Annotated in this window: 24 protein-coding genes; 14 read left to right on the top strand and 10 right to left on the bottom strand. The window is 60.2% G+C overall.

The annotated features are described in order from the left end of the window. Nucleotides 1-68: 68 nt before the first annotated feature. From RS75_RS18300 to RS75_RS18280, 5 genes are all read right to left on the bottom strand, one after another. A complete protein-coding gene (locus RS75_RS18300) occupies nucleotides 69-893 on the bottom strand; it encodes a class I SAM-dependent DNA methyltransferase (RefSeq protein WP_045023128.1) in 825 nt (274 codons plus the stop codon). Between the two features lie 83 nt (nucleotides 894-976). Further along, nucleotides 977-1,243, bottom strand: coding sequence for an usg protein (locus RS75_RS18295; RefSeq protein ID WP_045023195.1), 267 nt, complete (start codon nucleotides 1,241-1,243; stop codon nucleotides 977-979). A gap of 168 nt (nucleotides 1,244-1,411) precedes the next feature. After that, the gene (locus RS75_RS18290) at nucleotides 1,412-2,242 is read right to left on the bottom strand and encodes an ABC transporter permease (RefSeq protein ID WP_045023126.1); all 831 of its coding nucleotides are present in this window, start codon (nucleotides 2,240-2,242) and stop codon (nucleotides 1,412-1,414) included. After that, a complete protein-coding gene (locus tag RS75_RS18285) occupies nucleotides 2,239-3,042 on the bottom strand; it encodes an ABC transporter permease (RefSeq protein ID WP_045023124.1) in 804 nt (267 codons plus the stop codon). The genes RS75_RS18290 and RS75_RS18285 overlap by 4 nt, the downstream gene beginning before the upstream one ends. A 113-nt stretch (nucleotides 3,043-3,155) precedes the next feature. After that, a complete protein-coding gene (locus RS75_RS18280) occupies nucleotides 3,156-3,929 on the bottom strand; it encodes an ABC transporter substrate-binding protein (protein ID WP_045023123.1) in 774 nt (257 codons plus the stop codon). A 342-nt stretch (nucleotides 3,930-4,271) separates the two neighbouring features. Here RS75_RS18280 and RS75_RS18275 point away from each other — a divergent pair, with 342 nt between their 5' ends. After that, nucleotides 4,272-6,542 (top strand): OmpA family protein, encoded by a 2,271-nt coding sequence (locus tag RS75_RS18275; protein ID WP_045023122.1) that lies wholly within the window; start codon nucleotides 4,272-4,274, stop codon nucleotides 6,540-6,542. Between the two features lie 273 nt (nucleotides 6,543-6,815). On the opposite strand, the gene RS75_RS18270 is transcribed toward RS75_RS18275, so the two are convergent. Both RS75_RS18270 and RS75_RS18265 read right to left on the bottom strand, forming a co-directional pair. Further along, a complete protein-coding gene (locus RS75_RS18270) occupies nucleotides 6,816-7,739 on the bottom strand; it encodes a pseudouridine-5'-phosphate glycosidase (protein ID WP_045023121.1) in 924 nt (307 codons plus the stop codon). A 29-nt stretch (nucleotides 7,740-7,768) separates the two neighbouring features. Next, a complete protein-coding gene (locus RS75_RS18265; RefSeq protein WP_045023119.1) occupies nucleotides 7,769-8,710 on the bottom strand; it encodes a carbohydrate kinase family protein in 942 nt (313 codons plus the stop codon). A gap of 246 nt (nucleotides 8,711-8,956) precedes the next feature. Between RS75_RS18265 and recA the strand changes: the two genes are divergently transcribed. Then, nucleotides 8,957-10,048, top strand: a complete 1,092-nt coding sequence (recA, locus tag RS75_RS18260) for a recombinase RecA (RefSeq protein ID WP_045023117.1) — start codon at nucleotides 8,957-8,959, stop codon at nucleotides 10,046-10,048. A gap of 234 nt (nucleotides 10,049-10,282) precedes the next feature. Then, on the top strand, nucleotides 10,283-12,946 hold the full coding sequence (gene alaS, locus RS75_RS18255) for an alanine--tRNA ligase (RefSeq protein ID WP_045023115.1): 2,664 nt from the start codon (nucleotides 10,283-10,285) through the stop codon (nucleotides 12,944-12,946). Between the two features lie 281 nt (nucleotides 12,947-13,227). Here alaS and RS75_RS18250 read toward each other — a convergent pair whose 3' ends face one another. Both RS75_RS18250 and RS75_RS18245 read right to left on the bottom strand, forming a co-directional pair. Further along, nucleotides 13,228-13,854, bottom strand: coding sequence for a glutathione S-transferase family protein (locus RS75_RS18250; protein WP_045023112.1), 627 nt, complete (start codon nucleotides 13,852-13,854; stop codon nucleotides 13,228-13,230). Between the two features lie 336 nt (nucleotides 13,855-14,190). Next, nucleotides 14,191-15,405, bottom strand: coding sequence for an NADP-dependent isocitrate dehydrogenase (locus RS75_RS18245; protein WP_045023111.1), 1,215 nt, complete (start codon nucleotides 15,403-15,405; stop codon nucleotides 14,191-14,193). Between the two features lie 215 nt (nucleotides 15,406-15,620). On the opposite strand from RS75_RS18245, the gene RS75_RS18240 reads away from it, so the two are divergent. The 8 genes from RS75_RS18240 (at nucleotide 15,621) to RS75_RS18205 (ending at nucleotide 22,507) form a co-directional block, all read left to right on the top strand. After that, the gene (locus RS75_RS18240; RefSeq protein WP_045023194.1) at nucleotides 15,621-16,151 is read left to right on the top strand and encodes a hypothetical protein; all 531 of its coding nucleotides are present in this window, start codon (nucleotides 15,621-15,623) and stop codon (nucleotides 16,149-16,151) included. Between the two features lie 276 nt (nucleotides 16,152-16,427). Continuing rightward, complete coding sequence (locus RS75_RS18235) at nucleotides 16,428-17,270, top strand: RNA methyltransferase (RefSeq protein ID WP_045023109.1); 843 nt, start codon at nucleotides 16,428-16,430, stop codon at nucleotides 17,268-17,270. Next, nucleotides 17,254-18,075: a glutamate racemase gene (gene murI / locus RS75_RS18230; protein ID WP_045023108.1), complete on the top strand. Its 822-nt coding sequence runs from the start codon at nucleotides 17,254-17,256 to the stop codon at nucleotides 18,073-18,075. Before RS75_RS18235 ends, murI begins: the two co-directional genes overlap by 17 nt. Nucleotides 18,076-18,453: 378 nt before the next feature. Beyond that, a complete protein-coding gene (locus RS75_RS18225; RefSeq protein WP_045023105.1) occupies nucleotides 18,454-18,693 on the top strand; it encodes a hypothetical protein in 240 nt (79 codons plus the stop codon). Nucleotides 18,694-18,939: 246 nt separating this feature from the next. Further along, nucleotides 18,940-19,227: a HigA family addiction module antitoxin gene (locus RS75_RS18220; protein WP_045023103.1), complete on the top strand. Its 288-nt coding sequence runs from the start codon at nucleotides 18,940-18,942 to the stop codon at nucleotides 19,225-19,227. A gap of 75 nt (nucleotides 19,228-19,302) precedes the next feature. Then, a complete protein-coding gene (locus RS75_RS18215) occupies nucleotides 19,303-19,941 on the top strand; it encodes a LysE family translocator (RefSeq protein ID WP_045023101.1) in 639 nt (212 codons plus the stop codon). 37 nt (nucleotides 19,942-19,978) lie between these two features. After that, entirely contained in the window at nucleotides 19,979-20,866 is an 888-nt protein-coding gene (locus RS75_RS18210; protein ID WP_045023099.1) for an EamA family transporter, read from the top strand. A gap of 126 nt (nucleotides 20,867-20,992) precedes the next feature. Beyond that, a complete protein-coding gene (locus tag RS75_RS18205) occupies nucleotides 20,993-22,507 on the top strand; it encodes an ATP-binding protein (protein WP_045023098.1) in 1,515 nt (504 codons plus the stop codon). Between the two features lie 38 nt (nucleotides 22,508-22,545). Here the strand turns inward: RS75_RS18205 and RS75_RS18200 are convergent, their stop codons facing one another. Then, nucleotides 22,546-23,529 carry a TerC family protein gene (locus RS75_RS18200; RefSeq protein ID WP_045023097.1) on the bottom strand — a complete coding sequence of 328 codons (984 nt, stop codon included), beginning with the start codon at nucleotides 23,527-23,529 and terminating at the stop codon, nucleotides 22,546-22,548. Nucleotides 23,530-23,981: 452 nt separating this feature from the next. Here RS75_RS18200 and rpsD point away from each other — a divergent pair, with 452 nt between their 5' ends. From rpsD to ttcA, 3 genes are all read left to right on the top strand, one after another. Beyond that, complete coding sequence (gene rpsD, locus RS75_RS18195) at nucleotides 23,982-24,599, top strand: 30S ribosomal protein S4 (RefSeq protein WP_045023096.1); 618 nt, start codon at nucleotides 23,982-23,984, stop codon at nucleotides 24,597-24,599. 69 nt (nucleotides 24,600-24,668) lie between these two features. Continuing rightward, nucleotides 24,669-25,598, top strand: coding sequence for a glutaminase (locus RS75_RS18190; RefSeq protein ID WP_045023095.1), 930 nt, complete (start codon nucleotides 24,669-24,671; stop codon nucleotides 25,596-25,598). A 63-nt stretch (nucleotides 25,599-25,661) separates the two neighbouring features. After that, entirely contained in the window at nucleotides 25,662-26,576 is a 915-nt protein-coding gene (gene ttcA / locus RS75_RS18185) for a tRNA 2-thiocytidine(32) synthetase TtcA (RefSeq protein ID WP_045023094.1), read from the top strand. Nucleotides 26,577-26,584 lie beyond the last annotated feature (8 nt).

Raw genomic sequence — 26,584 nt, 5'->3', positions numbered from 1 at the left:
CGTCTGGCGGGTAATGCTGAGATATTGATTCAGGCAGGCGCTTCTTTTGGGGAGCGCCTGCCTCTGCATCAGCCCTTGAGCTTGGCTATGACCAGATGACCCGGTGTCGGGTTGCCGTCCTGCATGCGCACGTTGATGTCGGTGACTTCGACGATGTCGAAACCGGTCGCGGCCAGTCTTTCGCGGACATAGGTTTCCGAATGGGCGAAACGCTGGTGCGGGCCGACGATATAGGGGCGTCCGGCCATGGTTGCTTCAGGTAGAGTTTCCGACGAGAAGATCAGCAGGCCACCGGGAATGAGGTTTTCGGCAGCGCCGAAAAATAGCGGTTCCAGTGCGCCGAGATAGGGCAGCACATCGGTTGCGGTGATGATGTCGAAGGGCTCGTCGTCATTGTCTTCGAGAAAATCCTCCGCTTCCGCGACATAAAGCGTCTCGTAGAGGTCTTTCTCATGGGCAAGCTCGACCATGTTTTCGGAAATGTCGATGCCGGTGATGTCGTCGGCCATATCACGCAGCGCTTCACCGGTGAGGCCGGTGCCGCAGCCGAGATCGAGCAAGCGCTTGAAGGGGCCGAGATCAAGCGTTTGCAGCCGCTGGCGCACCATCATCGGCACGGCGTAACCCAGCTGTTCGACGAGAATGTCCTCGAAAGCTTCGGCGTGCTGGTCGAACAGGGTTTCGACATAGGCGTCGGGCGCTTTCGACGGCGGTTCGCCCCGGCCCATGGCGGCGATGCGGACGGCTGCGCCGCCGTGATCTTCCGGGTCGATGGCCAGAACCTCTTCATAGGCCTTCACCGCCGCGTCCACGTCACCCGCTTTTTCAAGCGCAAGTGCGCGGTTATAGGCTTCGGCAAGCGCCTCTTCGTCAATTTTCTGGTTCTTCGTCATCGTGCGGTATCCGTCAGCATCTCGTTGAATGCTTGCTGTAAGCCGCAACGGAGACGGGCGCAATGCTTATGTGGCGATGGACATCAGTGAAGGATGAACTCCCCTTTCAGCGCGCGCCATTCTTGCGCCGAGATCACCTGCCGGTGCACGTAGCGGACGGAGTGCAATGGTCCGTCGAGCTTTTCCTGCCAGAATTTGAGGAAACCGTGCATTTCGGGAAAATCCGGGGCGAGATCGTAGTTCTGCCAGACATAGGTCTGGAGAACCAGCGGATGGTCCGGCATGCGATAAAAAATCTGGGCGGTGGTGAGGCCGTAGCCCCTCAGCATCATTTCCATATCCTTGTTCATGACGACGGTTCCCGTTTCCATGATTGCCGATCACAGCATTGCCGCTGTATCTGATATGGGAACACGGCAGGGTTAACCCAACCTTGCCGAAAGCATGTATTGTCACAAAATAGTTATATTTTTCAAAAAGTTGGCAGCCTCCGTTGATGAGTGCTGCCAACGTGATCTCTAGCGCTTGAGATGGCGCGTGAGGCGGGCTTCCAGCCATGCCCAGACATGTCGGAGCGTCTCGACGATCGTCAGGTAGAAGATCGCGGCCCAGAGATAGGCCTGATAATCGAATGTGCGGGAAAAGGCGTAACGCGTCTGTCCCATCAGGTCGAAGACGGTGACGATGGAGACCACGGCCGATCCCTTGATCATCAGGATGATCTCGTTGCCGTAGGGGCGCAGCGCCACGATGAGCGCCTGCGGCAGAATGACCTTGCGGAAGGTGACGAATTTCGACAGGCCGAGCGAGGCGGCGCCTTCATGCTGGCCGCGCGGCACGCTGCGGATCGCCCCACGCAGGATTTCGGCCTGATAGGCGGCCGTGTTGAGGGTGAGCGATAACAGGCCACAATACCATGCCTCACGGAAGAACCACCACAGGCCGACGGTTTCCAGCCCCTGGCGGAAACTGCCGAGGCCGTAATAGATCAGGAAAAGCTGCGCGAGCAGCGGCGTGCTGCGAAAGACATAGACATAGGCATAGGCCAGCGCTCCGATGAAGCGGTTTTCCGACATGCGGGCAAAGGCGACGGGCACCGAGAGGATCGAGCCGAGAATGATCGAACTGCCGACCAGCGTCAGTGTGGTGATGAGGCCATCGATATAACGCGGCCCGTAACGCTCGAATTTCGCCCAGTCCCAGCCTTCGATCATGGCGAAGATCAGCCCGGCGGCAAGCAGAATCCAGAGCGTGATGACGGCGATGCCGGCGATGCGCGATATGTTGAGGGGCTTGTCTGTGGCAATCGGGGCGGGGCGCGGAGGAATGAGTTCCTGAACATAGCTCATCGGCTCGCCTCCGACTTGCGCGACCAGCGATCGATGAAGCCGATGCCGATGGAGGAGAGAAGCGCGAGGATGAGATAAAGCAGGCAGGCGATGCTGTAAAAGAAAAAGGCTTCCTTGCTGACGCGGGCGGCGATGCCGGTCTGGCGGATGATATCGGCAAGGCCGATGATCGAGACGTAGGAGGTGTCTTTCAGCAGGATGACCCAGAGGTTGGTCATGCCGGGCAGGGCGATCCTGACCAGTTGCGGAATGATGACGAGCACCATGGTGCGGCCGCGCGAAAGGCCGAGTGCATGGCCCGCCTCATATTGACCCTTCGGTATGGCCTTGAAGGCAGACAGCAGCACTTCCGAAGAATAGGACGAAAACACCACCGAGAGTGCGATCATGCCCGCCACGAAGGCGTTGATCTCGACCGGACCGGTTATCCCCACATAGGCGGCGACCGATTGCAGCAGCATCTGGATGCCGTAATAGACGATGAACAGGGTCAGGAGTTCCGGCAGGCCACGAAATATCGTGGTATAGACGCCGGCCGCCAGCCGCAGCGATTTTTCCTCCGATTGCGCGGCGAGCGCGATGAGGAAGCCGATCAGAAGCCCGACAGGCAGGGTGGCGAGCGCCAGCGAGATCGTGACCTTGACGCCGAAGGCGATTTCGTCGCCCCAGCCGGTATCGCCGCAGGTGACGAGGGTGCCGTTTCCGAAAAGCGTGAAGAGACCGACCGGCCCGCAGAAGGGATCGAGAAGTGTCGAGACATAGGTCCAGAACGCACCTATGGCGGAAAATGCTCCGCTCATGCCAGTTTTCCCCCGCGGTCTTAAGCCGCCGTGATTGTTATGGTTACGTTTTCAAACAAAAATGGCGGAAGGGCAAGCCTTCCGCCACGAGATTTCAACAAGCGTTCTGCCGCTTACTGGCCGTAAACGTCGAAATCGAAGTATTTTTTGTTGATTTCCTGATATTTGCCGTTGGCGCGGATGCCCGCGATGGCGGCCGTGAACTTGTCGGCGAGCGCCGTGTCACCCTTGCGCACGGCAACACCTGCGCCATTGCCGTTGATCTCGACATCCACCGGAAGCGGCGTCAGGATCTTGCAGCAGGCACCCGCATCCGACTTCAGCCATTCCGACAGGACGACGATATCGTCGATAACGGCGTCGATGCGGCCGTTGGCGATATCGAGCTTATATTCGTCGGCGGTCGGATACATTTTCAGGCTGGCGTCCGGGAAATGCTTTTCGGCATAGTTGGAGTGGGTGGTGGAACCCTGTGCGCCGAGCGACTTGCCCTTCAGATCGTCGACGGACTTGATCGGCGAATCCTTCGGTACGGCGATTGCCGGCGGGGTGTTGTAGTATTTCTTGGAGAAGTCGACCTTCTCGAGACGTTCGGGCGTGATCGACATGGACGCGATGATGGCGTCGAACTTCTTGGCCTGCAGGGCGGGAATGATGCCGTCCCAATCATTGGTGACGAAGGTGCATTCGGCCTTCATTTCGACGCACAGCGCCTTGGCGATGTCGATGTCGAAGCCGGTCAGCGTACCGTCGGCTTCAAGATTGTTGAAGGGCGGGTAGGCGCCTTCGGTGCCGATGACGATTTTGTCCTGTGCCAGCGCAGCGCCGGAGAACAGCGAGATGGCGGCAATCGATACGGCTGCGAGCAGACGGGTGGAAATAGGCATTTCGATCCTCTCTTTTGGTCGTTCATCCGCAGTCTGTTGTTGTTTTCAGTGCGGACGTCGTGGGCGCAGGCACGACAGAACGGTTTGCCGTCCGTGGCCTCAGCGCGGGGCAATTATTCATCCGGTTGGTCAAAAAATGCAACTGCAATATTAGCCAACGCGATTCCGCCGCAGAGCATTCACGAAAACGCCTTGATCTGTTCATTTCCGGTACAGAAGGCTTTGTTCATCATGGGAACCGAAGCCGGTGCAGGGCGTTGACCAGCGCCTGCACGCGCAGCCGGAATTCATGATGCCGCGACATAAGCGGCGTATAAAACAATGGCAGATGAGGAAGCACCGATGCTGAAGAAGAACACATTGCTGACGGGGGTGGTTTTCCCCCTCATGTCGCTGGCGATCGCGGTGGAGCCGGCCGCTGCCGGTTATGCCGGCGCGGCGCGGGCGCAGACACAGATGCCCCAATCCCAGGCGCCGATGACGGCCCCGGTGATATTGGCGCAGGCGCAGCCGGAAGAGCAGAACCCGGAAGAGCTGCTGCGCAAGAAGCGACAGGCGGAAGAGGCGCAGCCGCACGCCGAACCGCAGAAACACGAACAGGCGCCCGAGCCAGCGCGCGAGCGGCCCGAACCCAAGCCCGAACCCAAGTCGGAAGCGGCCCCTGCCGAGCCGCGCCCTGAACCCCAACGGGAACCCCGGCGCGAACCGCAGCCGGAACCTCAACGGGAACCTCAGCCCGAGCCGCAACGGGAACCGCAGCGCGAAGCTCGCCCGGAACCGGCGCCGGCCGAACAGCGCCCCGCACGCCAGCGCCCGCAGGCCGAGCCCGAAGCCCCGCCCGCAGCCGAACAGCCAGCACAGGAGCGGCCACGCAAACCGGAACGGGCCGAACAGCCCGCAGGTGAGGGCGAGCAGCGCCCGCCACGTCCGCGCAAGCCGGAACCGGCAAAGGAACCGGCGGCCGAGCAGCCTGCCGCACGCCCTGAAAACACCGAGCAGCCGGCCAAGCCGCGCGAGCCTGCGCTTGAGAAAAAGCCGCCGGTAGAGGAAAAGGCCCCAGCGCCAGCTCCGGCCCCCGAACCGAAAGTGGAACCGGCTGAAAAGGCCGTTCCGGAGAAAAAGCCTGCCGCTCCCGAACCTGCCGTGAAGGAAACGCCGGTTCCGAAGGAAGCGCCGACACCGGCACGGCCGCCGGCTCCGGAGGCGCAGCCCAATCCCGCGCCCGGCCAGCAGCCATCTGAAAGACCGCCGGTAGAAGGCCAGGGCAAGACCGAGCCAGCAGCGCCGCTGCCAGGCACGCCGACGCCCCCGCCGCCGAGTGGTGCGACGACCGGACAGGCGCCCGCCGGCGAACCCGTTCCCAATCAGGTCGCCATTCCGCAGACGGAAGCGCCACCGACGACGAAGCAGGAACTGGACAAGGCCAAGGCTATCGCCAAGGACCCGTCCAAGACCGCCGACACGGTCATCCTGCCCGTCGATAAGGGTGCTGCCGTTCTCGACAGCGACAAGGAAGTGGAACGCTCCGGCAACAACCAGGCACGGGAGCAACGCCGCCGCGAGCGTGAACAGGCCGGTGACGTGAAAGTGCCGACCTCCGATGCCGAGGCGCAGCGCGCCGGTGCCGCCGAAGGCAAGGCCCCGCCGCCGCCTGTGAAAATGGAGGCGATCACCTCCCAGCAGGGCGAGCGTATCGATCGCCGTCCGCAATATGAGCGGCCGGAAGGTGCACGCGAATGGCAGCCGCGCGAAGGCGGCAGACGCGATCAGGATCGCGATGCGCCGATCATCCTGCAATTCGGCGATCGTGTGGTGGTGCGCGGCGACGACAACCAGCGCTTCATCCGCGATGGCGGCGAGCCCTATTACGAGCGTTTGGGCGGCGGACGCATCCGCGAGACGGTCGAGCGCCGGGACGGCACGCAGGTGGTGACGATCCGCAACCGTTATGGCGACGTCATCCAGCGTTCGCGCATCGATGACCGGGGCCGGGAATATGTGCTGTTCTATGCGCCGGAGTTGATGGAGGATCCTGACCGTGAATACGTCTATCGCGATCCGGGCCTCGACCTGCCGCCGATGCGCCTGCGCATTCCGGTGACGGACTACATCATCGACACGTCGAGCGATCCGGACCGCGATTATTATCGCTTCCTGGAGCAGCCGCCGGTCGAGCCGGTGGAGCGCGTCTATTCGCTGGACGAAGTGCGTTATTCGGCCCGTATCCGCGACAAGGTGCGCCGTATCGATCTCGATACGATCACCTTCGCCACGGGCAGCGCCGACATTCGGATGGCGCAGGCGCGTTCGCTGCGCAAGGTGGCGGATGCGATCAACAAGGCGCTGGCAAAGAACCCGGCGGAGACCTTCCTGATCGAAGGCCACACCGATGCCGTCGGTTCGGATGAAAGCAACCTCGTTCTTTCCGACGAGCGCGCCGCGTCCGTCGCCAATGTTCTGACCGATGTTTACGGTATTCCGCCGGAAAACCTCGCGACCCAAGGGTATGGCGAGCGATATCTGAAGGTCCAGACACTCGGCCCGGAACAGCAGAACCGCCGCGTCACCATCCGCCGTGTCACGCCGCTGGTAAGGCCGGTCGCCCAGAACTGATCGGGTTCAGGAACTGAAAAACGAAAGCCCGGAAAGCGTAAAGCTTTCCGGGCTCTTTTGTTGGTAGCAAAGTTCTTAGGGCAGACACGTTCGTATCCCGTCACCCCGGACTGGATTCGAGGTCCAGCGTGATCAAGGGCTTGATCACGAAAGAGTCTATCACGGCGCAGACGCGCCGTGGCTGGATGCCGGATCAAGTCCGGCATGACGGAGGAGAGGTTTTCGCACCCCTGCCATCACCCTCGAATCTGAGGATGGTCCCAGTCTCTGCTCTCAGTTCAGCGCGACGGCGATCTCTGCGGCGAGCTGGGCATTGTTGCGCACCAGCGCGATATTGGTCGCGAGGCTGCGGCCATCGGTCAGCCGGAAGATATCGCCGAGCAGGAAGGGCGTGACGGCCTTGCCGGTGATGTCCTGGCGCTCGGCGTGGGAAATGGCGCGGTTGATGTAGATTTCCATCTCCTCGCGCGGAATTTCGTCTTCTTCCGGCACGGGATTGGCGATCAGCATGCCGCCGTCGATGCCGAGCTGTTCGCGGGTTGTCTGGAAATTGGCGATGGCCGCCGGGCTGTTGAGTGAGAGCGGGCTGGAGAGGCCGGAGGAGCGCGACCAGAAGGCCGGAAACTCTTCCGAACCGAAGGTGACGACCGGCACGCCGTTGGTTTCGAGAACTTCCAGCGTCTTGGGGATATCCAGAATGGCCTTTGCGCCAGCGCAGACGACGATCACGCCGGTTTTGGCAAGCTCGGTCAGATCGGCGGAAATATCGAACGTCTGTTCCGCGCCCTTGTGCACGCCGCCGATGCCGCCGGTGGCGAAAACGCGGATGCCGGCGCGGGCAGCGGCGATCATGGTGGCTGCCACTGTCGTCGCGCCCGTGCGGCGTTCGGCAATCGCGAAGGCGAGATCGGCGCGCGAGACCTTCATGGCGTCCGTGGTCTGGGCCAATGCTTCCAGCTGGTCTTTCTCAAGGCCGATATGCAGGGTGCCGTGAATGACGGCGATGGTTGCCGGAACGGCGCCCTGATCGCGGATGATCTGTTCGACACCTTCGGCCATCTCGATATTGCCCGGGTAGGGCATGCCGTGGGTGATGATGGTCGATTCAAGCGCCACGATCGGCGCGCCGCGCTGCTTGGCGGCGGCAACCTCTTGCGAATAGACGATGGGCAGGAGCGGGGAGATGGGGCGGGTCATTCTGTCTGTTCCAGGTTCTTAAAACGGGTTCATGCCAGTATTTCGGCATTGGGGACAAGCCCTAACATGGCCTCGACACTGTCTTTTGACAGGTCCTGGGCGGTAGCAAAGGGCGATTGCACGGTGATGGCGGCGGCCGCAGCGCCCAGTCGGAGCGCTTCGGCGATAGTTTTGCCCTCGGTGATTGCTGCAAGATAACCGGAGGCCATGGCGTCTCCCGCACCCGTCACATCTTTCACCTCGCGGATGAGGGGCGGGTGGAGGCTTGCGGTTTGCGTCGCGTTGAAGGCCACCACTTCGCTTGCGCCACGGGTGACGACGCCGCCGGCAAGACCGGCCTTGCGGAGAATTTCCGGCCAGTCGCGAACATTTGCCGTTGTCTGCCCGGTCAAAGCACGCGCCTCCGCCTCGTTCATGAAGAGAAAGTCGATATCGGCGAGTACGTCCTTCAGCTTCACCGCCTTGGCGGGCGAAATGGCGATTGCTGCGAGCGGCTTTTTGCAGGCGCGGGCAATGAGGCCGAGCGCCTTCAGCGTATCCTCCGGCAGATTGGCGTCGCAAAGCAAAAGGTCGCTTGCGGTGATCGCGTCGCGCACCGCGCGCACTTTAAGGCGGCGTGGCGAAAACAGCTTGTAGAGGTCCATATCCGCAAGGGCGATGACGAGATTGCCGTCGCGCTCCAGAATGGCGGTGTAGCTTGGCGTGCGGCGATCGAGGAAAACGAAGGGCGTATCTTCAACGCCCGCCTGCCTTGCGGCCTCCGCCACCGCCTCGCCCGTCACGTCGCCGCCGCGCGGTGCGATGATGCGGACGGCAAAACCGAGCCGGGAAAGATTACGCGCTGCGTTGAAGCCACCGCCGCCCGCCTCTTCCATCCAGGAGCCGGGATTGCTGGCGCCGGGCGCTGTTTCCGCCTCGATCATGCCGCGCCTGTCGATATGCGCGCCGCCCAGAACGAGTATTTTCTTCACGCTTGCGTTTCCCTCTTTCGCGGATGGAAAGGGTGGACGATTCGTCCGAACCGTTTGGTTTTCCGCCTTCGCACCCGGTCTGCGGCGATAGGCCGGACACGAAAAAACGAAAGCAGAACAAACCACTTATCGCTATTTGTTTTCAATATGCTGGCTGCGCCTTGCGAAATGAGAACAAATAGAGTACATCCTATTTCCATACTGCTTCATTGCCTGTGTGGCTTCAATAACCTAAAGGTGGACCGGATGGCACAAAATTCTTTGCGTCTCGTAGAGGATAAATCGGTGGATAAAAGCAAGGCACTGGAAGCGGCGCTCTCCCAGATCGAACGGTCGTTCGGCAAGGGATCGATCATGAAGCTCGGTTCCAATGAAAATGTGGTTGAAGTCGAGACCGTTTCGACGGGTTCGCTCAGCCTGGATATCGCGCTCGGTATCGGCGGTTTGCCGCGGGGGCGCATCGTTGAGATTTACGGCCCGGAAAGCTCGGGTAAGACGACGCTGGCTCTGCAGACGATTGCGGAATGCCAGAAGAAGGGCGGTATCTGCGCCTTCGTGGATGCCGAGCACGCGCTCGATCCCATCTATGCCCGCAAGCTCGGCGTGGATTTGCAGAACCTCCTGATCTCGCAGCCGGATACGGGCGAACAGGCACTGGAAATCACCGATACGCTGGTGCGTTCCGGCGCCGTCGATATTCTGGTCGTGGACTCGGTTGCGGCACTGACGCCGCGTGCGGAAATCGAAGGCGAGATGGGCGACAGCCTGCCGGGCCTTCAGGCCCGCCTGATGAGCCAGGCGCTGCGCAAGCTGACCGCCTCGATCTCCAAGTCGAAATGCATGGTGATCTTCATCAACCAGATCCGCATGAAGATCGGCGTCATGTTCGGTTCGCCGGAAACGACGACGGGCGGCAACGCGCTGAAGTTCTACGCCTCGGTGCGTCTCGACATCCGCCGTATCGGCGCTGTCAAGGAACGCGAAGAGATTGTCGGCAACCAGACGCGTGTCAAGGTCGTCAAGAACAAGATGGCGCCGCCCTTCAAACAGGTGGAATTCGACATCATGTATGGCGAGGGCGTATCGAAGACCGGCGAGCTTGTCGATCTCGGCGTGAAGGCCGGTATCGTCGAAAAATCCGGTGCGTGGTTCTCCTATAATAGTCAGCGTCTGGGGCAGGGGCGTGAAAACGCCAAGACCTTCCTGCGCGACAATCCGGAAATGGCAAATGAGATCGAACTGGCGCTGCGCCAGAATGCCGGTCTGATCGCTGATCGCTTCCTGCATAATGGCGGTCCTGACGCCAACGATGGCGACGACGGGGCCGACGAAGGTTGATGCATTCGCGAAGGTCCGGGCGGTAGCGCCTGGAGGCTTTGCCGACATGAGCTGGTTTGGATCAAAAGGGTCGTGCGATTTTCCTTCGTGCGGCCCTTTTTCTTTGCCTATACGCCTTGCTTCGCCTCCATGGCTGGACAGGGCAGGGTGCGGACGATAAAAGCCAGTGATTTTGCAATATAGCCATCATTCAGGATGGCGGTGATGGACTCCAGCTGTGAGCGGTGTGTGGGCATGAGCGGTGTGAATGAAATTCGGTCGACCTTCCTCGACTACTTCAAGAAGAACGGACACGAGATCGTGCCCTCCAGCCCGCTGGTGCCGCGCAACGATCCGACGCTGATGTTCACCAATGCCGGTATGGTGCAGTTCAAGAACGTCTTCACCGGTCTTGAAAGCCGCCCTTATTCCACGGCTGCCTCGGCACAGAAATGCGTGCGCGCCGGCGGCAAGCATAACGATCTGGACAATGTCGGTTATACGGCCCGTCACCATACGTTCTTCGAAATGCTCGGCAATTTCTCCTTCGGCGATTATTTCAAGGAAGAGGCGATCACCCATGCCTGGAACCTGATCACCAAGGAATTCGGCATTGACCGCAACCGTCTTCTCGTCACGGTCTACCACACAGACGACGAGGCTTTTAACCTCTGGAAGAAGATCGCCGGTTTCTCCGACGACCGCATCATCCGTATTCCGACCAGCGACAATTTCTGGGCCATGGGCGATACCGGTCCGTGCGGCCCCTGTTCCGAAATCTTCTACGACCATGGCGACCATATCTGGGGCGGCCCGCCCGGCTCACCGGACGAAGACGGCGACCGTTTCATCGAGATCTGGAACCTCGTCTTCATGCAATATGAGCAGCTGACGAAGGAAGAGCGCATCGATCTGCCGCGCCCGTCGATCGATACCGGCATGGGTCTCGAGCGCGTTTCGGCGCTGTTGCAGGGCAAACACGACAATTACGACACCGATTTGTTCCGGGCGCTGATTTTGGCCTCCGTCGAGGCGACCGGCGTTCCGGCGGAAGGCGAAAAACGCGCCAGCCACCGGGTCATCGCCGATCATCTGCGCTCATCCGCCTTCCTGATCGCCGATGGCGTTCTGCCGTCCAATGAAGGCAGAGGTTATGTTCTGCGCCGTATCATGCGCCGCGCCATGCGTCATGCCGAGCTTCTCGGTTCGCGCGAGCCGCTGATCTACAGGCTGCTGCCGGCGCTGATACAGCAGATGGGCCGCGCCTATCCGGAGCTGGTCCGTGCCGAAGCGCTGATTTCCGAGACCCTGAAGCTTGAGGAAACCCGTTTCCGCAAGACGCTGGATCGTGGCCTGTCGCTGCTGTCAGACGCGACCTCGACCCTGCACAAGGGCGACATGCTGGACGGCGAGACAGCCTTCAAGCTTTACGACACCTATGGGTTCCCGCTCGATCTGACGCAGGATGCGCTGCGTGCCCGCGAAATCAGCGTCGACATTTCCGGCTTCACGGACGCCATGCAACGCCAGAAGGCGGAAGCGCGCTCGCACTGGGCCGGCTCCGGCGACAAGGCGACCGAAACGGTGTGGTTCGAACTGAAGGAGAAGTTCGGCGCGACCGAATTCCTCGGTTACGATACCGAAACCGCAGAAGGCGTCATTCAGGCGATCGTCAAGGACGGCAAGTCGGTGGAAAGTGCTGCCGATGGCGAGACGGTGCAGATCGTCGTCAACCAGACGCCGTTTTATGGCGAGTCCGGCGGCCAGATGGGCGATACGGGCGTTATCTCCGGCGATAATGGCGCCTTTACCGTCTCCGAAACCCAGAAAAAGGGCGAAGGTCTGTTCGTGCATTCCGGCACGGTGTCCAAGGGTGGGTTGAAGCTTGGCGAAGCCGTGCAGCTGACGGTCGATCATGACCGCCGTTCGCGTCTGCGTGCCAACCACTCCGCCACTCACTTGCTGCACGAGGCGCTGCGCGAAGTGCTTGGCACGCACGTTGCACAAAAGGGTTCGCTGGTCGCTCCTGAGCGCCTGCGCTTCGACGTTTCGCATCCGAAGCCGATGTCGGCCGAGGAGCTGAAGGTTGTCGAGGACATGGCAAACGAGATCGTGCTGCAGAATTCGCCGGTCGTGACCCGCCTGATGAGCGTTGACGATGCCATTGCCGAGGGTGCAATGGCGCTGTTCGGTGAAAAATATGGTGATGAAGTGCGCGTGGTGTCCATGGGCACCGGCCTTCACGGTGCGAAAGCCAATCGTCCTTATTCCGTAGAGCTTTGCGGCGGCACCCATGTTGCCGCAACCGGCCAGATCGGTCTTATCCGCATTCTCGGCGAAAGCGCCGTCGGTGCCGGCGTGCGTCGTCTTGAAGCCGTAACGGGGCAGGGCGCGCTTGCCTATCTCTCCGAGCAGGATGAGCGGGTAAAGGCGCTGGCCTCGTCGCTGAAGGTGCAGCCGGGCGAAGTGCTGTCGCGTGTCGAGGGACTTCTCGACGAGCGCAAGAAGATGGAGCGCGAGCTTGCCGATGCCCGCAGGAAACTCGCAATGGGCGGCGGTTCCTCGGATGCCGGCGCAAACGACGTCCAGCAGGTCGCCGGCGTCAATTTCCTGGCGAAGTCTCTCTCGGGTATCGACGCCAAGGATCTCAAGGGTCTTGCCGATGAAGCCAAGGTCAATCTCGGCTCCGGCGTCGTGCTGCTGATCGCCGTTTCCGAAGACGGCAAGGCGAGCGCTGTCGCTGCCGTGACCGAAGATCTGACAGCCCGTTTCAGCGCTGTCGATATCGTCCGCACGGCCTCAGCCGCCCTTGGCGGCAAGGGCGGCGGCGGACGCCCGGATATGGCGCAGGCCGGTGGCCCCGATGGTGCCAAGGCGCAGGAGGCCATCGACGCGGTGGCGGCGGCGCTGGCGGCATAACACTCCACGTCATCCTCGGGCTTGACCCGAGGATCCATTGATTTCAGTGGGTTATGGGTCCTCGGGTCAAGTCCGAGGATGACTAGGAATAAGTTCCTATACCTTTGCGAGTAGAAGGCGGGATTTTACCCCGCCTTTTGATTCTGGATCTCAAACCCCGAGCCGGCAACGGATGGGACGAGCATTCGAAGGCCACGCCGGCCACAAAAATGAATAATCCAGTATGTAATCTTTGCGAGGGCGGATGTTCCGCTTCCGGGCAAAATGGCTTTCCCGTATTTTCAGCCCGCCGCCTGTAAGTCCTTCGCTGCCGCTTCGTCAAGCTGATTGGCCCGCTTGAAGGCGGCGCGGTCGGTCAGGTGCGCCAGATAGTCGGTAAAGGCCGGTCGTTTTTCGATCGTGCCGAACTGCAAGCCCCAGCCGACATGGGCGCCGACATAGACATCCGCTGCGGTGAAGAGATCGCCGGCGACGAAGCGGTTTTCGCTGACGGCCCGTTCAAGCGTGTTTATTACATCCTCATAGCTGCCGCAGCCTGCCATGCGCAGCTTTTCCTTCGGCACTTCGAACCCCATGGCCTTCATGCTGACCGCCATTTCCAGCGGACCGGCGGCGAAGAACATCCAGCGGTAATAAAGCCCACGCGCTTTCGGCGTCGGGGCAAGGTTCGCGCCGGGAAAGGCATCGGCGAGATAGGCGCAGATCGCTGCCGCCTCGGTGACGATAGTATCGCCATGCTTGATGGCCGGCACCTTGGCCATCGGGTTTATCAGCCGGTAGGCCGGTGATTTCATCGCGGTTTCGAAGCCCAGTATCTCCGTTTTATACGGAACGCCCACTTCCTCGAGCATCCAGCGGGCAATGCGTCCGCGTGACATGGGATTGGTGTAGAAGATCAGTTCACTCATGGTTTTGCCTCCCCAAGCAAAATCGCCGAAGCGTCACGGGAAAACCTGTGTGGATTTCGCGCCGACACGGTGCCTTTTTATAGTTCCCAGCATCATTTCCGCATTTCTCAAGTTTGCGCCGATGCGTCCTTGAAATTTTGACTGTGCCGGGTAGGTTATGTGTAAGTAGACGCTGTTTCAGCTTTGTTTATTGTTGTAATGGCCTCGGCACGGTGCGGAATCGAAGTCTGCGCCTAGTGCAACGCCTAATCAAGATACTGTGAGCAAAAAAAGAAAACCCGGCGTTGCGGCCGGGTTTTCACGTTCAAATATTCAGACAGGTATGGCCTTGTTACTTCAGGCCGACATTGCCGTCTTGAGGTTTTCATCGATCTTGTCGAGGAAGGCCGTGGTGGAGAGCCAGGGCTGGTCCGGTCCGATGAGGAGGGCCAGATCCTTGGTCATGAAACCGCTTTCGACGGTGTCGACGCAGACGGTTTCGAGCGTCGCTGCGAATTTTGCGAGTTCCGCGTTGTCGTCCAGCTTGGCGCGGTGGGCGAGGCCACGCGTCCAGGCGAAGATCGAGGCGATCGAGTTGGTCGAGGTTTCCTGACCCTTCTGGTGCTGGCGGTAGTGGCGCGTAACCGTGCCGTGCGCAGCTTCGGCTTCGACCGTGCGGCCGTCCGGAGACAGAAGAACGGATGTCATCAGGCCGAGCGAGCCGAACCCTTGAGCAACCGTGTCGGACTGCACGTCACCATCGTAGTTCTTGCAGGCCCAGACGTAGCCGCCGGACCACTTCAGAGCGGAAGCAACCATGTCGTCGATCAGGCGGTGTTCATAGATGATGCCGATTTCGTCGAACTTCGCCTTGAACTCGGCCTGGTAGACTTCTTCGAAGATGTCCTTGAAGCGGCCGTCATAGGCCTTGAGGATGGTGTTCTTGGTGGACAGGTAAACCGGCCACTTGCGCATCAGGCCGTACATCATGGATGCGCGGGCGAATTCGCGGATGGATTCGTCGAGGTTGTACATGGCCATGGCGACGCCGGCGCCGGGAGCGTCGAAGACGTCCTTTTCGATGACCTGACCGTCTTCACCGACGAACTTGATCGTCAGCTTGCCCTTGCCGGGGAACTTGAAATCGGTTGCCTTGTACTGGTCGCCGAAGGCATGACGACCGACGACGATGGGCTTGGTCCAGCCGGGAACGAGGCGCGGAACGTTCTTGCAGATGATCGGCTCGCGGAAGATGACGCCGCCCAGAATGTTGCGGATCGTGCCGTTCGGGCTTTTCCACATCTGCTTGAGGCCGAACTCCTCGACGCGCTGCTCGTCGGGGGTGATCGTCGCGCATTTGATGCCGACGCCGTGCTTCTTGATGGCGTGTGCCGCATCGACTGTGACCTGGTCGTTGGTGGCATCGCGGTTTTCGACCGAGAGGTCGTAATATTCGATGTCGAGATCGAGGTATGGCAGGATCAGCTTGTCCTTGATGAGCTGCCAGATGATACGGGTCATTTCGTCGCCGTCGAGATCAACGACTGGATTGGCTACCTTGATCTTTGCCATGAATTCCTCACCTTCGAAGCTGTGGCGCCTGATGACGCCGGTATTCGGAAAAATATCCGGTGCGGCTATAGCATTGCGAGCGTCTGAGGCAAAGCCATGGGGGGCGCTTTTTTGGCGCGGTGCAATAACGCTTTGCGCATTGCCAAACCATATTGCCTGAATACAGTCAGGCGAATCGCTTCGCCCGCCTTCGCGGCCTACCCCGGGATTACATCATGCGGAATCTTCTGCTCCTTACTGCCGCCGTCCTCGTTTCCCACAGCGCTCTTGCGGCCGGGCCTGCCGATCCCGTCCAGAAGGTGATGGATATCACCGTCAAGAACTGGTCCGGCGATGCGGAAAACTGGAAATACATCTTCGACGAGGACATGCTGACCAGCCTGTTCAGCAAGGACTTCGTCGCGCAATATCGCGAGGCCTCCAAGAAGCCGGCTTACGAGGCGGAAAGCGGCGCGACCGGCGATCCCTTCGGTTACGATGTGGTGACGAATTCGCAGGATGGCTGCCCGCTGGCGGATGTTTCCGTAACGCCGGGTGCGGTGAAGGACGGCGTGACGGATGTGACGGCGAAGTTCAAGCTCTGGGCCTGCATGGACGAGGCCGAGATGAAGGCGACGGTGGACGAGGTGCATTTCGACGTGATCGAGGAAAATGGCCAGCCAGTCATCAGCGACATTCACCGGGTTGGCGATGAGGGCAGGGATTCGCTGCGCGAAGAGATGGCGACGATCATCAAGGGCGAATAAGAGGGCGTCCTGTGAGCGGGAATTTGGCGACAAAATCCCAACCAAACTCGACGTCATCCTCGGGCTTGACCCGAGGACCCATTGATTTCAATGGGTTGTGGATCCTCGGATCAAGTCCGAGGATGATGCCGTTGGGTTTTTGGCCCTTTCGTCAGTAGCCTGAAGCCAGACTTCCGCCCGCTCCGGCTTTGATTTTGGCGCCGATCTATGCCAGTGAAGCGCGCTTTACGATATCGGTCTAAAAATCGATGCAATGCTTCAAACTGGAAAACGACGATGGCAGGCACAAACAGCGAGCTTGAACTTCTGGCGGAAGGCCCGGCGATCATTCTGGTCGAACCGCAGCTCGGCGAAAATATCGGCATGGTGGCGCGGGCGATGGCCAATTTTGGCCTTGCCGAATTGCGCCTCGTCAATCCGCGCGACGGCTGGCCGAGCGAGAAGGCGCGTGCCGCCGCTTCCAAGGCAGATCATGTCATCGACGCAACGAAGGTATTCGAGACGCTGGAAGAGGCGGTCAAGGACCTGAACTTCGTCTACGCGACCACCGCGCGCGCGCGTTACGGTTTCAAGCCGGTGCGTGCGCCAGGCATCGCCGCCGAGACGCTGCGTGCAAAGTTCAAGACGGGCGACAGAACCGGCATCCTGTTCGGGCGCGAGCGCTGGGGGCTTACCAATGAGGAAGTGGCGCTGGCCGACGAGATCGTGACATTTCCGGTCAATCCCGCCTTCGCCTCGCTCAACATCGCGCAGGCCGTGCTTTTAATGTCCTATGAGTGGATGAAATCCGGCATGGACGATCTGGAGGAGACGCTTTTCCAGCCGGTCGAGCAGCGACCCTCCACCAAGGAGCAGGTTTTCGGCCTGTTCGAACATATCGAGGAAGCGCTGGATGCGCGTGGCTATTTCCACCCGCTCCCAAAAAAGCCGAGAATGATCGACAATCTACGTGCGGTGCTGTCGAGACGCGGATTTTCCGAGCAGGAAATCAGCGTCTTCCGGGGCGTGATCAATACGCTCGACCGTTTTCCCCGCCGCTGGCCGAAGCAGGTCGGCAAGGTGGAAACGGCAGAGGGAATATCGGCGGAAGGTACGGGGGAGAATGCTGAAAACGAGTGAGGAGGCGGCCAACGAGCTGAAACCGGTGCTGGTGTTCGATTCCGGCATTGGCGGGCTGACGGTTCTGCGCGAGGCGCGCGTGCTGATGCCCGAGCGCGGTTTCATCTATGTGGCCGACGATGCGGGTTTTCCCTATGGCGGCTGGGAAGAGGAGGCGCTGAAGGCGCGCATTCTTGCGCTCTTCGAAAAGCTGCTTGAGGATTACAGCCCTGAAGTCTGTGTCATCGCCTGCAACACCGCCTTCACGCTGGCCGGGGCCGATCTTCGGGCTAAATTTCCGGACATGACCTTCGTCGGCACCGTTCCCGCCATCAAGCCGGCGGCCGAACGCACTCGTTCCGGTCTCGTCTCCGTGCTCGCGACGCCGGGCACCGTCAAGCGCGCCTATACGCGCGATCTCATCCAGTCCTTCGCCTCGCAATGTCATGTCCGCCTCGTGGGGTCGGAAAATCTGGCGCGCATGGCGGAGAACTGGATAAGAGGTGAGCCGATATCCGACGAAGCGGTGCTGGCCGAAATCGAGCCCTGCTTCATCGAGAGCGACGGTCGGCGCACGGATATCGTCGTTCTCGCCTGCACCCATTATCCCTTCATGGCCAATATGTTTCGCCGGCTGGCCCCCTGGCCGGTGGACTGGCTCGACCCGGCCGAAGCGATCGCCCGGCGCGCCCGCCATCTGGTGCCGTTGCCGCAGGATGCGGAGCATCCCGATGGTTTCGACTTTGCCGTGTTCACGTCAGGCAAACCGGATTTCGCCACGCGGCGGCTGATGCAGGGTTTTGGCCTCAGCGTCTCGTTGACCTGAGTGTTTGTTGCTTTTTTGCATCTATCCCATTTGAGTTTTGCAATTCGAGATTGCGGCCTCTTGTCGCAGCCGGCATCTCGTGTAACATGTCTCTCGTCTGTAACCGCTATAAAAGGAGGCGTGGAATGACTGACTATATGAATATGCGCCTTAACGGCATGTCTGGCATTTCCGGCATGGTCTTCTGTGGTTACATGTCCCGAGGCATCGACCTCCGATAAGGCTTATGGCCTGATTCCCTTGCCGTTTGGCATTTTCACTTCGTTCGACATCTGAATTGTGCGTCAGCGCTTCCGCGTGTTGTGCCCGCCGTTCCGGCATGTCGTTTATCCATCGATAAAGGACCTGGTCGCTTCGTCGCGCCGGGATGGATTTCCCATGCAGAAAAATCAACCATTGGTAGCATATGCGCTGCCGGATGCGGTCGACCGTCTGTTCGTCACATTCGGCGTCTGGAAAACCCTGAAGGCTGTTCTCGTCGCGGCGATGGTGCCGCGTCTACCGCCGACCGATCTTGCCGATCTGCCTGAACGCCTGCTGGACGATATCGGCCTGGAACCATCGGCCCGCAAAAGGCGGCGGGAATGGGCCGCTCCTCACTGGGCGCCGAGGTTTTGATGGCGGCGACCTCTCCGGCGAGAAAATGCCGGGGAGGCTTTGTCTGTGTCGCTCAATGTTGTTGTGGCACTGATACGATTCAAAACGAATGGATTGTTCGTGTTGTTTGCGGAGTGATCATCTTCTCTCCGTCATGCTCGGGCCTGTCCCGAGCATCTGCTCACGTTTCGATTTTCCGATACGTTGGCGGAGCCTCGGCGCAAGGCCTTGGATGACGTCGCATATTCATTGAAGGGAGTGGTTCGAATGATGAAATTTCCGGTTCACCCCGGTGAGTTGCTACGGGAGGAGGTCATTGTCGCGCTTCAGCTTTCCGTAACAGACGCTGCGGAAAGGCTAGGCATGTCCCGTGTGGCGCTTTCGCGCGTGTTGAACGGGCGGGCAGGCGTCAGCCCTGATCTTGCCCTGCGGCTGGAGCGGGCAGGGGTCAGCACGGCGCGTGCATGGCTTGCCATGCAGTCGAATTACGAACTTGCACAGGCGATGAAACGGGAACAGCCGCCCATTCGCCCGCTCGATGACAAAGCGGCATGATCCTCAAAAAATATGGCTTGATACCGGGCGCTTTTGATGGCTTGCTCGGCAAATCAGGTAAGGGGAGATTTCATCATGCCACTCGAGAACTGGCTGGCCTTCGTGGCCGCATCCGCCATCATGCTCGCTATTCCGGGACCGACGATATTGCTGGTGATTTCCTATGCGCTCGGACACGGGCGCAAAGCGAGCACGGCGACGGTGACGGGTGTGGCGCTTGGTGATTTCACCGCGATGACGGCCTCGATGCTGGGGCTTGGGGCGCTGCTTGCCACATCGGCGGCCCTTTTCACCGGCCTGAAATGGGTTGGTGCGGCTTACCTCATCTATCTCGGCATCAAGCTGTGGCGTTCGCCGGTTGGCGGCGAAGGTGCGGAAGGCACCGGCGTAACGGGCCGTGAAAGGCCGCTTAAAATCTTCCTGCACGCTTATATCGTCACGGCGTTAAACCCGAAAAGCATCGTGTTTTTCGTTGCCTTCCTGCCGCAGTTCCTGGTGCCGACGCTGCCCTTCTGGCCGCAGGTGCTGATTTTCGAAGCGACATTCCTGGTACTTGCCACCTGTAACGCGGCCCTTTATGGACTTCTGGCAAGTGCTGCCCGCAATACGATCCGCAAGCCTAGGGTTCAGCGCATTGTCAACCGCACGGGCGGCGGTCTCCTGATCGGCGCGGGTCTCATTACGTTTGGCTGGAAGAGGGCGGTTTCGGCGTAAAGCGCCTGTCGACCGCCTGAAATTCGGACATAACAAAATGGCAATGCCGCATATTCTTCTTGCCCTGATCACCGTGTTTTTGTGGGGCTTCAACTTCGTTGCCATCAAGATCGGCGTCGCCGACATGCCGCCCTTGTTTCTGACGGGGGTGCGCTATCTCTTTGCGGCCGTGCCGTTGGTGTTCTTCCTGCCGAAACCCAATGTGCCGTGGCGGCATATGATCGTTTACGGCATGGCGATGGGTTTCGTGCAATTCGGCCTGCTTTACCCGGCCATCAAGCTCGGCCTGCCGGCGGGGCTTGCCTCGCTCGTCATGCAGTCGCAGGCCTTCTTCACGCTGGCGCTGGCCGTGGTGTTTCTCGGCGAGCGGCCGTTGCCTTCACAGATCGTCGGCGCGATCGTTGCCTTTGGTGGGCTGGCGGTCATCGGCGTGGAGCGTATGACGGCCGCAGCGCTGATACCGCTCCTGATGGGGGTCGGCTCGGCCATTGCCTGGGCCTGTGGCAATATCGTCAATCGCCGGATCGGCCAGGTGAACGCTGTCTCCTTTGTCGCATGGACGAGCCTTGTACCCGTTCTGCCGTTGGTCCTGCTTTCGCTGGTGGTGGAAGGACCTGATGCGATTGTGGAAGGGCTGCTCAACGCGACGCCGACGATGGCTCTCGTGGTGATCTACATGGCCTATGGTGCGACCATCGTCGGCGCGGGCATCTGGAGTTACCTGCTTCTGCGTTATCCGGCCGGAACGGTGGCGCCGTTTTCGCTGCTGGTGCCGATTGTCGGTTTCGTCAGTGCCTATCTCGCTTTTGCGGAGCATATTACTGTCTTCGAAGTGGTCGGTGCCGCGTTGGTCATCATCGGACTGATGCTGAATGTGTTCGGCAGGCGGCTTTCATTTTCGCGGGTCTCGTCCGGGGCCGCGTAGGTGCGGCGCAATTGCCTGTGCATTGTGTGGATGTAACAGACGCAATCCCGGATTTTTTGGTAAAGAGCATGTTCGGCCGCCCGCACGGGAATCGGCGCGATTTGATCGAGCACGAGGAATTGAACATTGCAGGTCGGCATCGACATGGGGACCCTATCGGGCGGGCAGGCGGCCAAGCTCGATATTGAAGAATTGCTTGCGACACGCCTGTTGGTGCAGGGCAATTCCGGGTCCGGCAAGTCGCACCTCCTGCGCCGGCTTCTGGAGCAATCGGCGCAATGGGTGCAGCAGGTCATCATCGATCCCGAGGGCGATTTCGTCACGCTGTCCGACAAGTTCGGTCATGTGGTGGTGGATGGAGAGCGCACCGAAGCCGAGCTTGCGGGCATCGCGAACCGCATCCGCCAGCACCGCGTCTCCTGCGTGCTGACGCTCGAAGGTCTTGATGTCGAACAGCAGATGCGTGCCGCAGCCGCATTCCTCAACGGCATGTTCGATGCCGATCGTGAATTCTGGTATCCCGTGCTTGTCGTGGTGGATGAGGCGCAGATGTTTGCGCCCTCCGTTGCTGGAGAAGTGACCGAGGATGCGCGCAAGGCGTCGCTCGGCGCGATGACCAATCTGATGTGCCGTGGGCGAAAGCGCGGGCTTGCGGGCGTCATCGCCACGCAGCGTCTGGCCAAGCTCGCCAAGAACGTGGCGGCAGAAGCTTCGAACTTCCTGATGGGCCGCACCTTTCTCGATATCGACATGGCGCGCGCCGCCGATCTGCTCGGCATGGACCGGCGGCAGGCGGAAATGTTCCGCGATCTGCAGCGCGGCAATTTCGTGGCGCTTGGGCCTGCGCTGTCGCGCCGCCCGTTGCCCATCGTCATTGGAACAGTGGAAACCTCGGCGCGCTCGTCCTCGCCGAAGCTGATGCCGCTGCCGGATGCACCACAGGATGTGGAAGACCTGATCTTCACGCCGGATCCGGAGGAATTCACCCGGCCCGCCACGCGCCGCACGCCACCGGCACCGCGCCCGACCACCGATATTCTGGCGGAACTATCCCGCTCCACCCCCGCCGCCGCTGGACCCTCCACGGATCAGCCACGCGCCGGCCAGGTTGAAATGACGCCGGAGGAGCGCGAGGAGAAGATTGCGGCCATGCTTGCCGAAATTCTCGACGATCCGCAGTCGGCCTATCGCACCGATGCCGTGCTGTATCAGGACTTTCTGGTGCGCGCCCGCATGCGCCGCATTCCCGGCACGCCGATGCCGCTTGCGGAATTCCGCCGGCAGGTGGCGATTGCCCGCTCCGGCGTGGATGCGGCGATGGCGGCAAGCGAAGGTTGGCAAAAGGCGCTGGAACTGTCGATGTCTGTTTCCGACGACTTGCAGGGTGTTTTCCTGCTGCTGGTCAAGGCGGCGCTCAATGAGGAGCCTTGCCCGTCCGACGCCCGTATCGCCCGCGCTTACGGCACCCATTCCGCCCGCCGTGCGCGGCGGCTTCTCGGCTATTTCGAGGAGAAGGAGCTTGTGGTGGTGCATGCCGATTTCTCCGGCAAACGCATCGTGGCTTTCCCCGATCTCGACGCAAAGACCGCACCCGGCGATGCGGATGCGGCAGAGGATGTCGCGAAGCTTGCGGCGGAGTAGTTGGGGCAGGTTTTCCTGCCACCAACGTTTTTCAAGCCTTACTCGATGGCCTTGGCTTCCTTGCGCGTCGCGATCAGCGACCCGATGATGCCGGTTGCGAGGATGGCGACGGTGACGCCCAGCGATACGGCGGGCGGGATCTTGGCGATGCCGAACATATCCGCGACGAAAATCTTCGAGCCGACGAAGACCAGAACCGCAGCCAACGCATATTTCAGATAGGCGAAGCGATGGATCAGGGCGGCAAGCGCGAAATAGAGCGCACGCAGGCCGAGGATTGCGAAGATGTTCGACGTATAGACGATGAACGGATCGGTGGTGATCGCGAAGATCGCCGGGATCGAATCGACTGCGAAGATCAGGTCGGCGATTTCGACCATGATGAGCGCCAGAAACAGCGGCGTTACGAAGGTTTTCAGCTTGCCGGTGGTCCCATCCGTCTCCTTGACGAAGAATTTCTCGCCATGAAGCCTATCTGTCACCGGCAGGCGGCTGCGCAGGAATTTCAGGATGCGGTTGTTGCCGATGTCCGATTCGTCGTGGTCGGACGAAAACAGCATCTTGAGGCCCGTGAAGACGAGGAAGGCCGCGAAGAGATAAAGCACCCAGTGGAAATTTTCGACGATGGCAGCGCCGCCGGCGATCATGATACCGCGCAGCACGATGACGCCGAGGATGCCCCACAGCAGCACGCGGTGCTGATACTGGCGGGGAATGGCGAAGTAGGAGAAGATCATGGCGATGATGAAGATATTGTCCATCGCCAGGCTTTTTTCGACCACGAAGCCGGTGACATATTCCATCGCCGACTGTTCGCCGGACTGGTACCAGATCCAGCCGCCGAAGGCCAAGCCGATGGCGATGTAGAAGCCTGACATCATCAGGCTTTCACGAATGCCGATTTCACGGGAGTTCTTGTGCAGCACGCCGAGATCGAGCGCGAGAAGGCCAAGAACGAGAGAAATGAAAACGCCCCACATCCATGTGGGCGTGCCGAGAAAATCCGTAAGGAGGAAGTCCATCAGTCAACCTTTAGCCGGACGAGGTTGGCTTTGCGGATGGGGAACGCGTATCAACAATCGACGTGGGCCCCAACCTTCAAGAGACTCGACATCACGTGTTGTCCGGTAACACGCCAGAGGGGCCCGAGTCCTGATTACGGCTTAGAAGTGGGTGGGCCTTCCGGCTTTTCAAGGGGTGTTTCGAGAAAAAAGCGGCGGGCTTTGTTTGACAAATTTGTAAAACGTGTTTAGAAGCCGCCCCAACGCCGGGCAGTCATGTCCGGTGTGTTTCGTTGACTGCCCTGCAGTTTATAAGCTGACGTTCGGCGGTCAACATCACCGACATGTCCCGTGGTCTCTCCATTTGCATGTGAGAAGCCTGTCAGAGGTCCCAAAACGGACTTCAGAGGAGGGCGTGTTTCCTTAAACCGGTTTGGCAACAAACCGGTGTAACCTTTTGAGAAGGAAATACGATGAGCAAGCGCGAATCGGCTAAGTATAAAATTGACCGCCGTATGGGCGAAAACATCTGGGGTCGTCCGAAGTCCCCGGTAAACCGCCGCGAATACGGCCCAGGCCAGCACGGCCAGCGCCGCAAGGGCAAGATGAGCGACTTCGGCACGCAGCTGCGCGCCAAGCAGAAGCTCAAGGGCTACTACGGTGAAGTGCGTGAAAAGCAGTTCCGCGCCACCTACGACGAAGCAAACCGTCGCAAGGGCGATACTTCCGAAAACCTGATCGGCCTGCTCGAGTCGCGTCTGGACGCCATCGTCTACCGCGCCAAGTTCGTTCCGACCGTTTTCGCATCGCGTCAGTTCATCAACCATGGTCACGTCACGGTTAACGGCGTTCGCGTCAACATCGGTTCTTACCGTTGCAAGCCGGGCGATGTTGTTGAAGTTCGTCAGAAGTCCAAGCAGCTGGTTACGGTTCTTGAAGCCGTTCAGCTCGCAGAACGCGACGTTCCTGATTACATCGAAGTTGATCACAACAAGATGGTTGCGACCTATGCTCGCATCCCGGCTCTCTCGGACGTTCCGTACCCGGTCGTCATGGAACCGCATCTGGTTGTCGAATTCTACTCGCGTTAATCGACGCGTTTCAGTATTCAGGAAGCCGCCCCTCGGGGCGGCTTTTTTGTTTGCTGGGGAAGGCATTGCATGCAGGACATTCAGGCGATCGTCGATTCCATTTACGACAGCATGGTGCCGCGGCTGGGTGAGGGCAAGGTTGCGGATTACATTCCCGAACTTGCCAAGGTCGATCCGAACCAGTTCGGCATCGCCATCACCACCGTCGACGGAACCACCTATACGGCCGGCAATGCGCTCACGCCGTTTTCGATCCAGAGCATATCCAAGGTCTTCATGCTGACGCTGGCGCTCGGCAAGGCGGGGGAAACGGTGTGGAACCGGGTCGGGCGCGAACCGTCGGGGTCTTCCTTCAACTCCATCGTCCAGCTGGAGCATGAGCACGGCATTCCGCGCAATCCCTTCGTGAATGCCGGCGCGATCGTGGTCACGGATATCGTTCTTTCCGGCCACCAGCCGCGTGAGGCGATCGGCGAACTTCTGCGCTTCGTGCGGTATCTCGCTGACGATGACACGATCAGCATCGATGATACGGTGGCGAAATCCGAGCAGGCGACGGGTTTCCGTAATTTCGCGCTTGCCAATTTCATGCGGTCCTTCGGCAATCTTCATCACCCCGTCGAATATACGCTGGGCGTTTATTTTCACCAATGCGCGCTGTCCATGACCTGCGCGCAGCTTTCGCGGGCCGGGCTCTTCCTCGCCAATCGCGGCCGTAATCCACTGACCGGCCACACGGTGGTTTCGGACCGGCGGGCGCGGCGCATCAATGCGATGATGCTGACCTGCGGCCATTATGACGGATCGGGCGATTTCGCCTATCATGTCGGTCTGCCGGGCAAGAGCGGCGTCGGCGGCGGCATCATGGCGGTGGCGCCGGGCAAGGCGTCGATTGCGGTCTGGTCGCCGGGTCTCAACAAGGTCGGCAATTCGGCGCTCGGGTCACATGCGCTCGAAATGCTGGCGACGAAAACCGGCTGGTCGGTATTCGGGGCTTGATATTGCGGGCGGATGCGGGCATTTCCAGCATTGAAAATGGCTAAACGCCAGAGCGGGCTAATCATGAACATCGTCACCAGCATCGCAGATGAGGTCGAGGCCGATCAGGACCTGTCCGGAGAAAACGGCGGTTCGCATCCGCTGTTCGACGCGGCGCCCCGTTCGGTTTCCTTCAACAAGCTGCGCAAGCGGTTGTTGCGCAATATCCGTCAGGCCTTCGGGGATTTCGGCATGCTGAACGGCCAGAAGCGCTGGCTGGTCGGCCTTTCCGGCGGCAAGGACAGCTACGGTCTTCTGGCGCTGCTGCTCGATCTGAAGTGGCGCGGCCTTTTGCCTGTCGAACTCATTGCCTGCAATCTGGACCAGGGCCAGCCGAATTTCCCCAAACATGTGCTGCCGGAATATCTGGCGAAGATCGGCGTTGCCCATCGCATCGAATATCGCGACACCTATTCCGTGGTGAAGGAAAAAGTGCCTGCTGGCGGCACCTATTGCTCGCTCTGTTCGCGTCTGCGGCGCGGCAATCTCTACCGTATCGCACGGGAAGAGGGCTGCGACGCGCTGGTGCTCGGCCATCACCGCGAGGATATTCTCGAGACCTTCTTCATGAATTTCTTCCATGGCGGCCGGCTGGCGGGCATGCCGGCGAAGCTGATGAACGACGAGGGCGACCTGATGGTGCTGCGTCCGCTTGCCTATTGCGCCGAAGACGATCTGGCGAAATTCGCGGCGGCCATGGAGTTCCCGATCATTCCCTGCGACCTCTGCGGCTCGCAGGACGGGCTTCAGCGCAATGCCATGAAGGAGATGCTGGCCGACATCGAAAGGCGCATGCCGGGCCGTAAGGACGTGATGCTGAGGGCGCTTGCCCACGTCAATCCGTCGCATCTGCTCGACCCGAAGCTTTTTGATTTTTCGGCGCTCGCTGTCACCGGGGCGTCACCTGAAGAGCGTACGGAGGCCCGCCCTCCCTTATGAAGAAGTGC

Source organism: Rhizobium nepotum 39/7, from assembly GCF_000949865.1.
GTDB lineage: Bacteria > Pseudomonadota > Alphaproteobacteria > Rhizobiales > Rhizobiaceae > Agrobacterium > Agrobacterium nepotum.
Note: the sequence above shows the minus strand (reverse complement) of the source record. Positions and strands in the feature narration are given on the sequence as shown.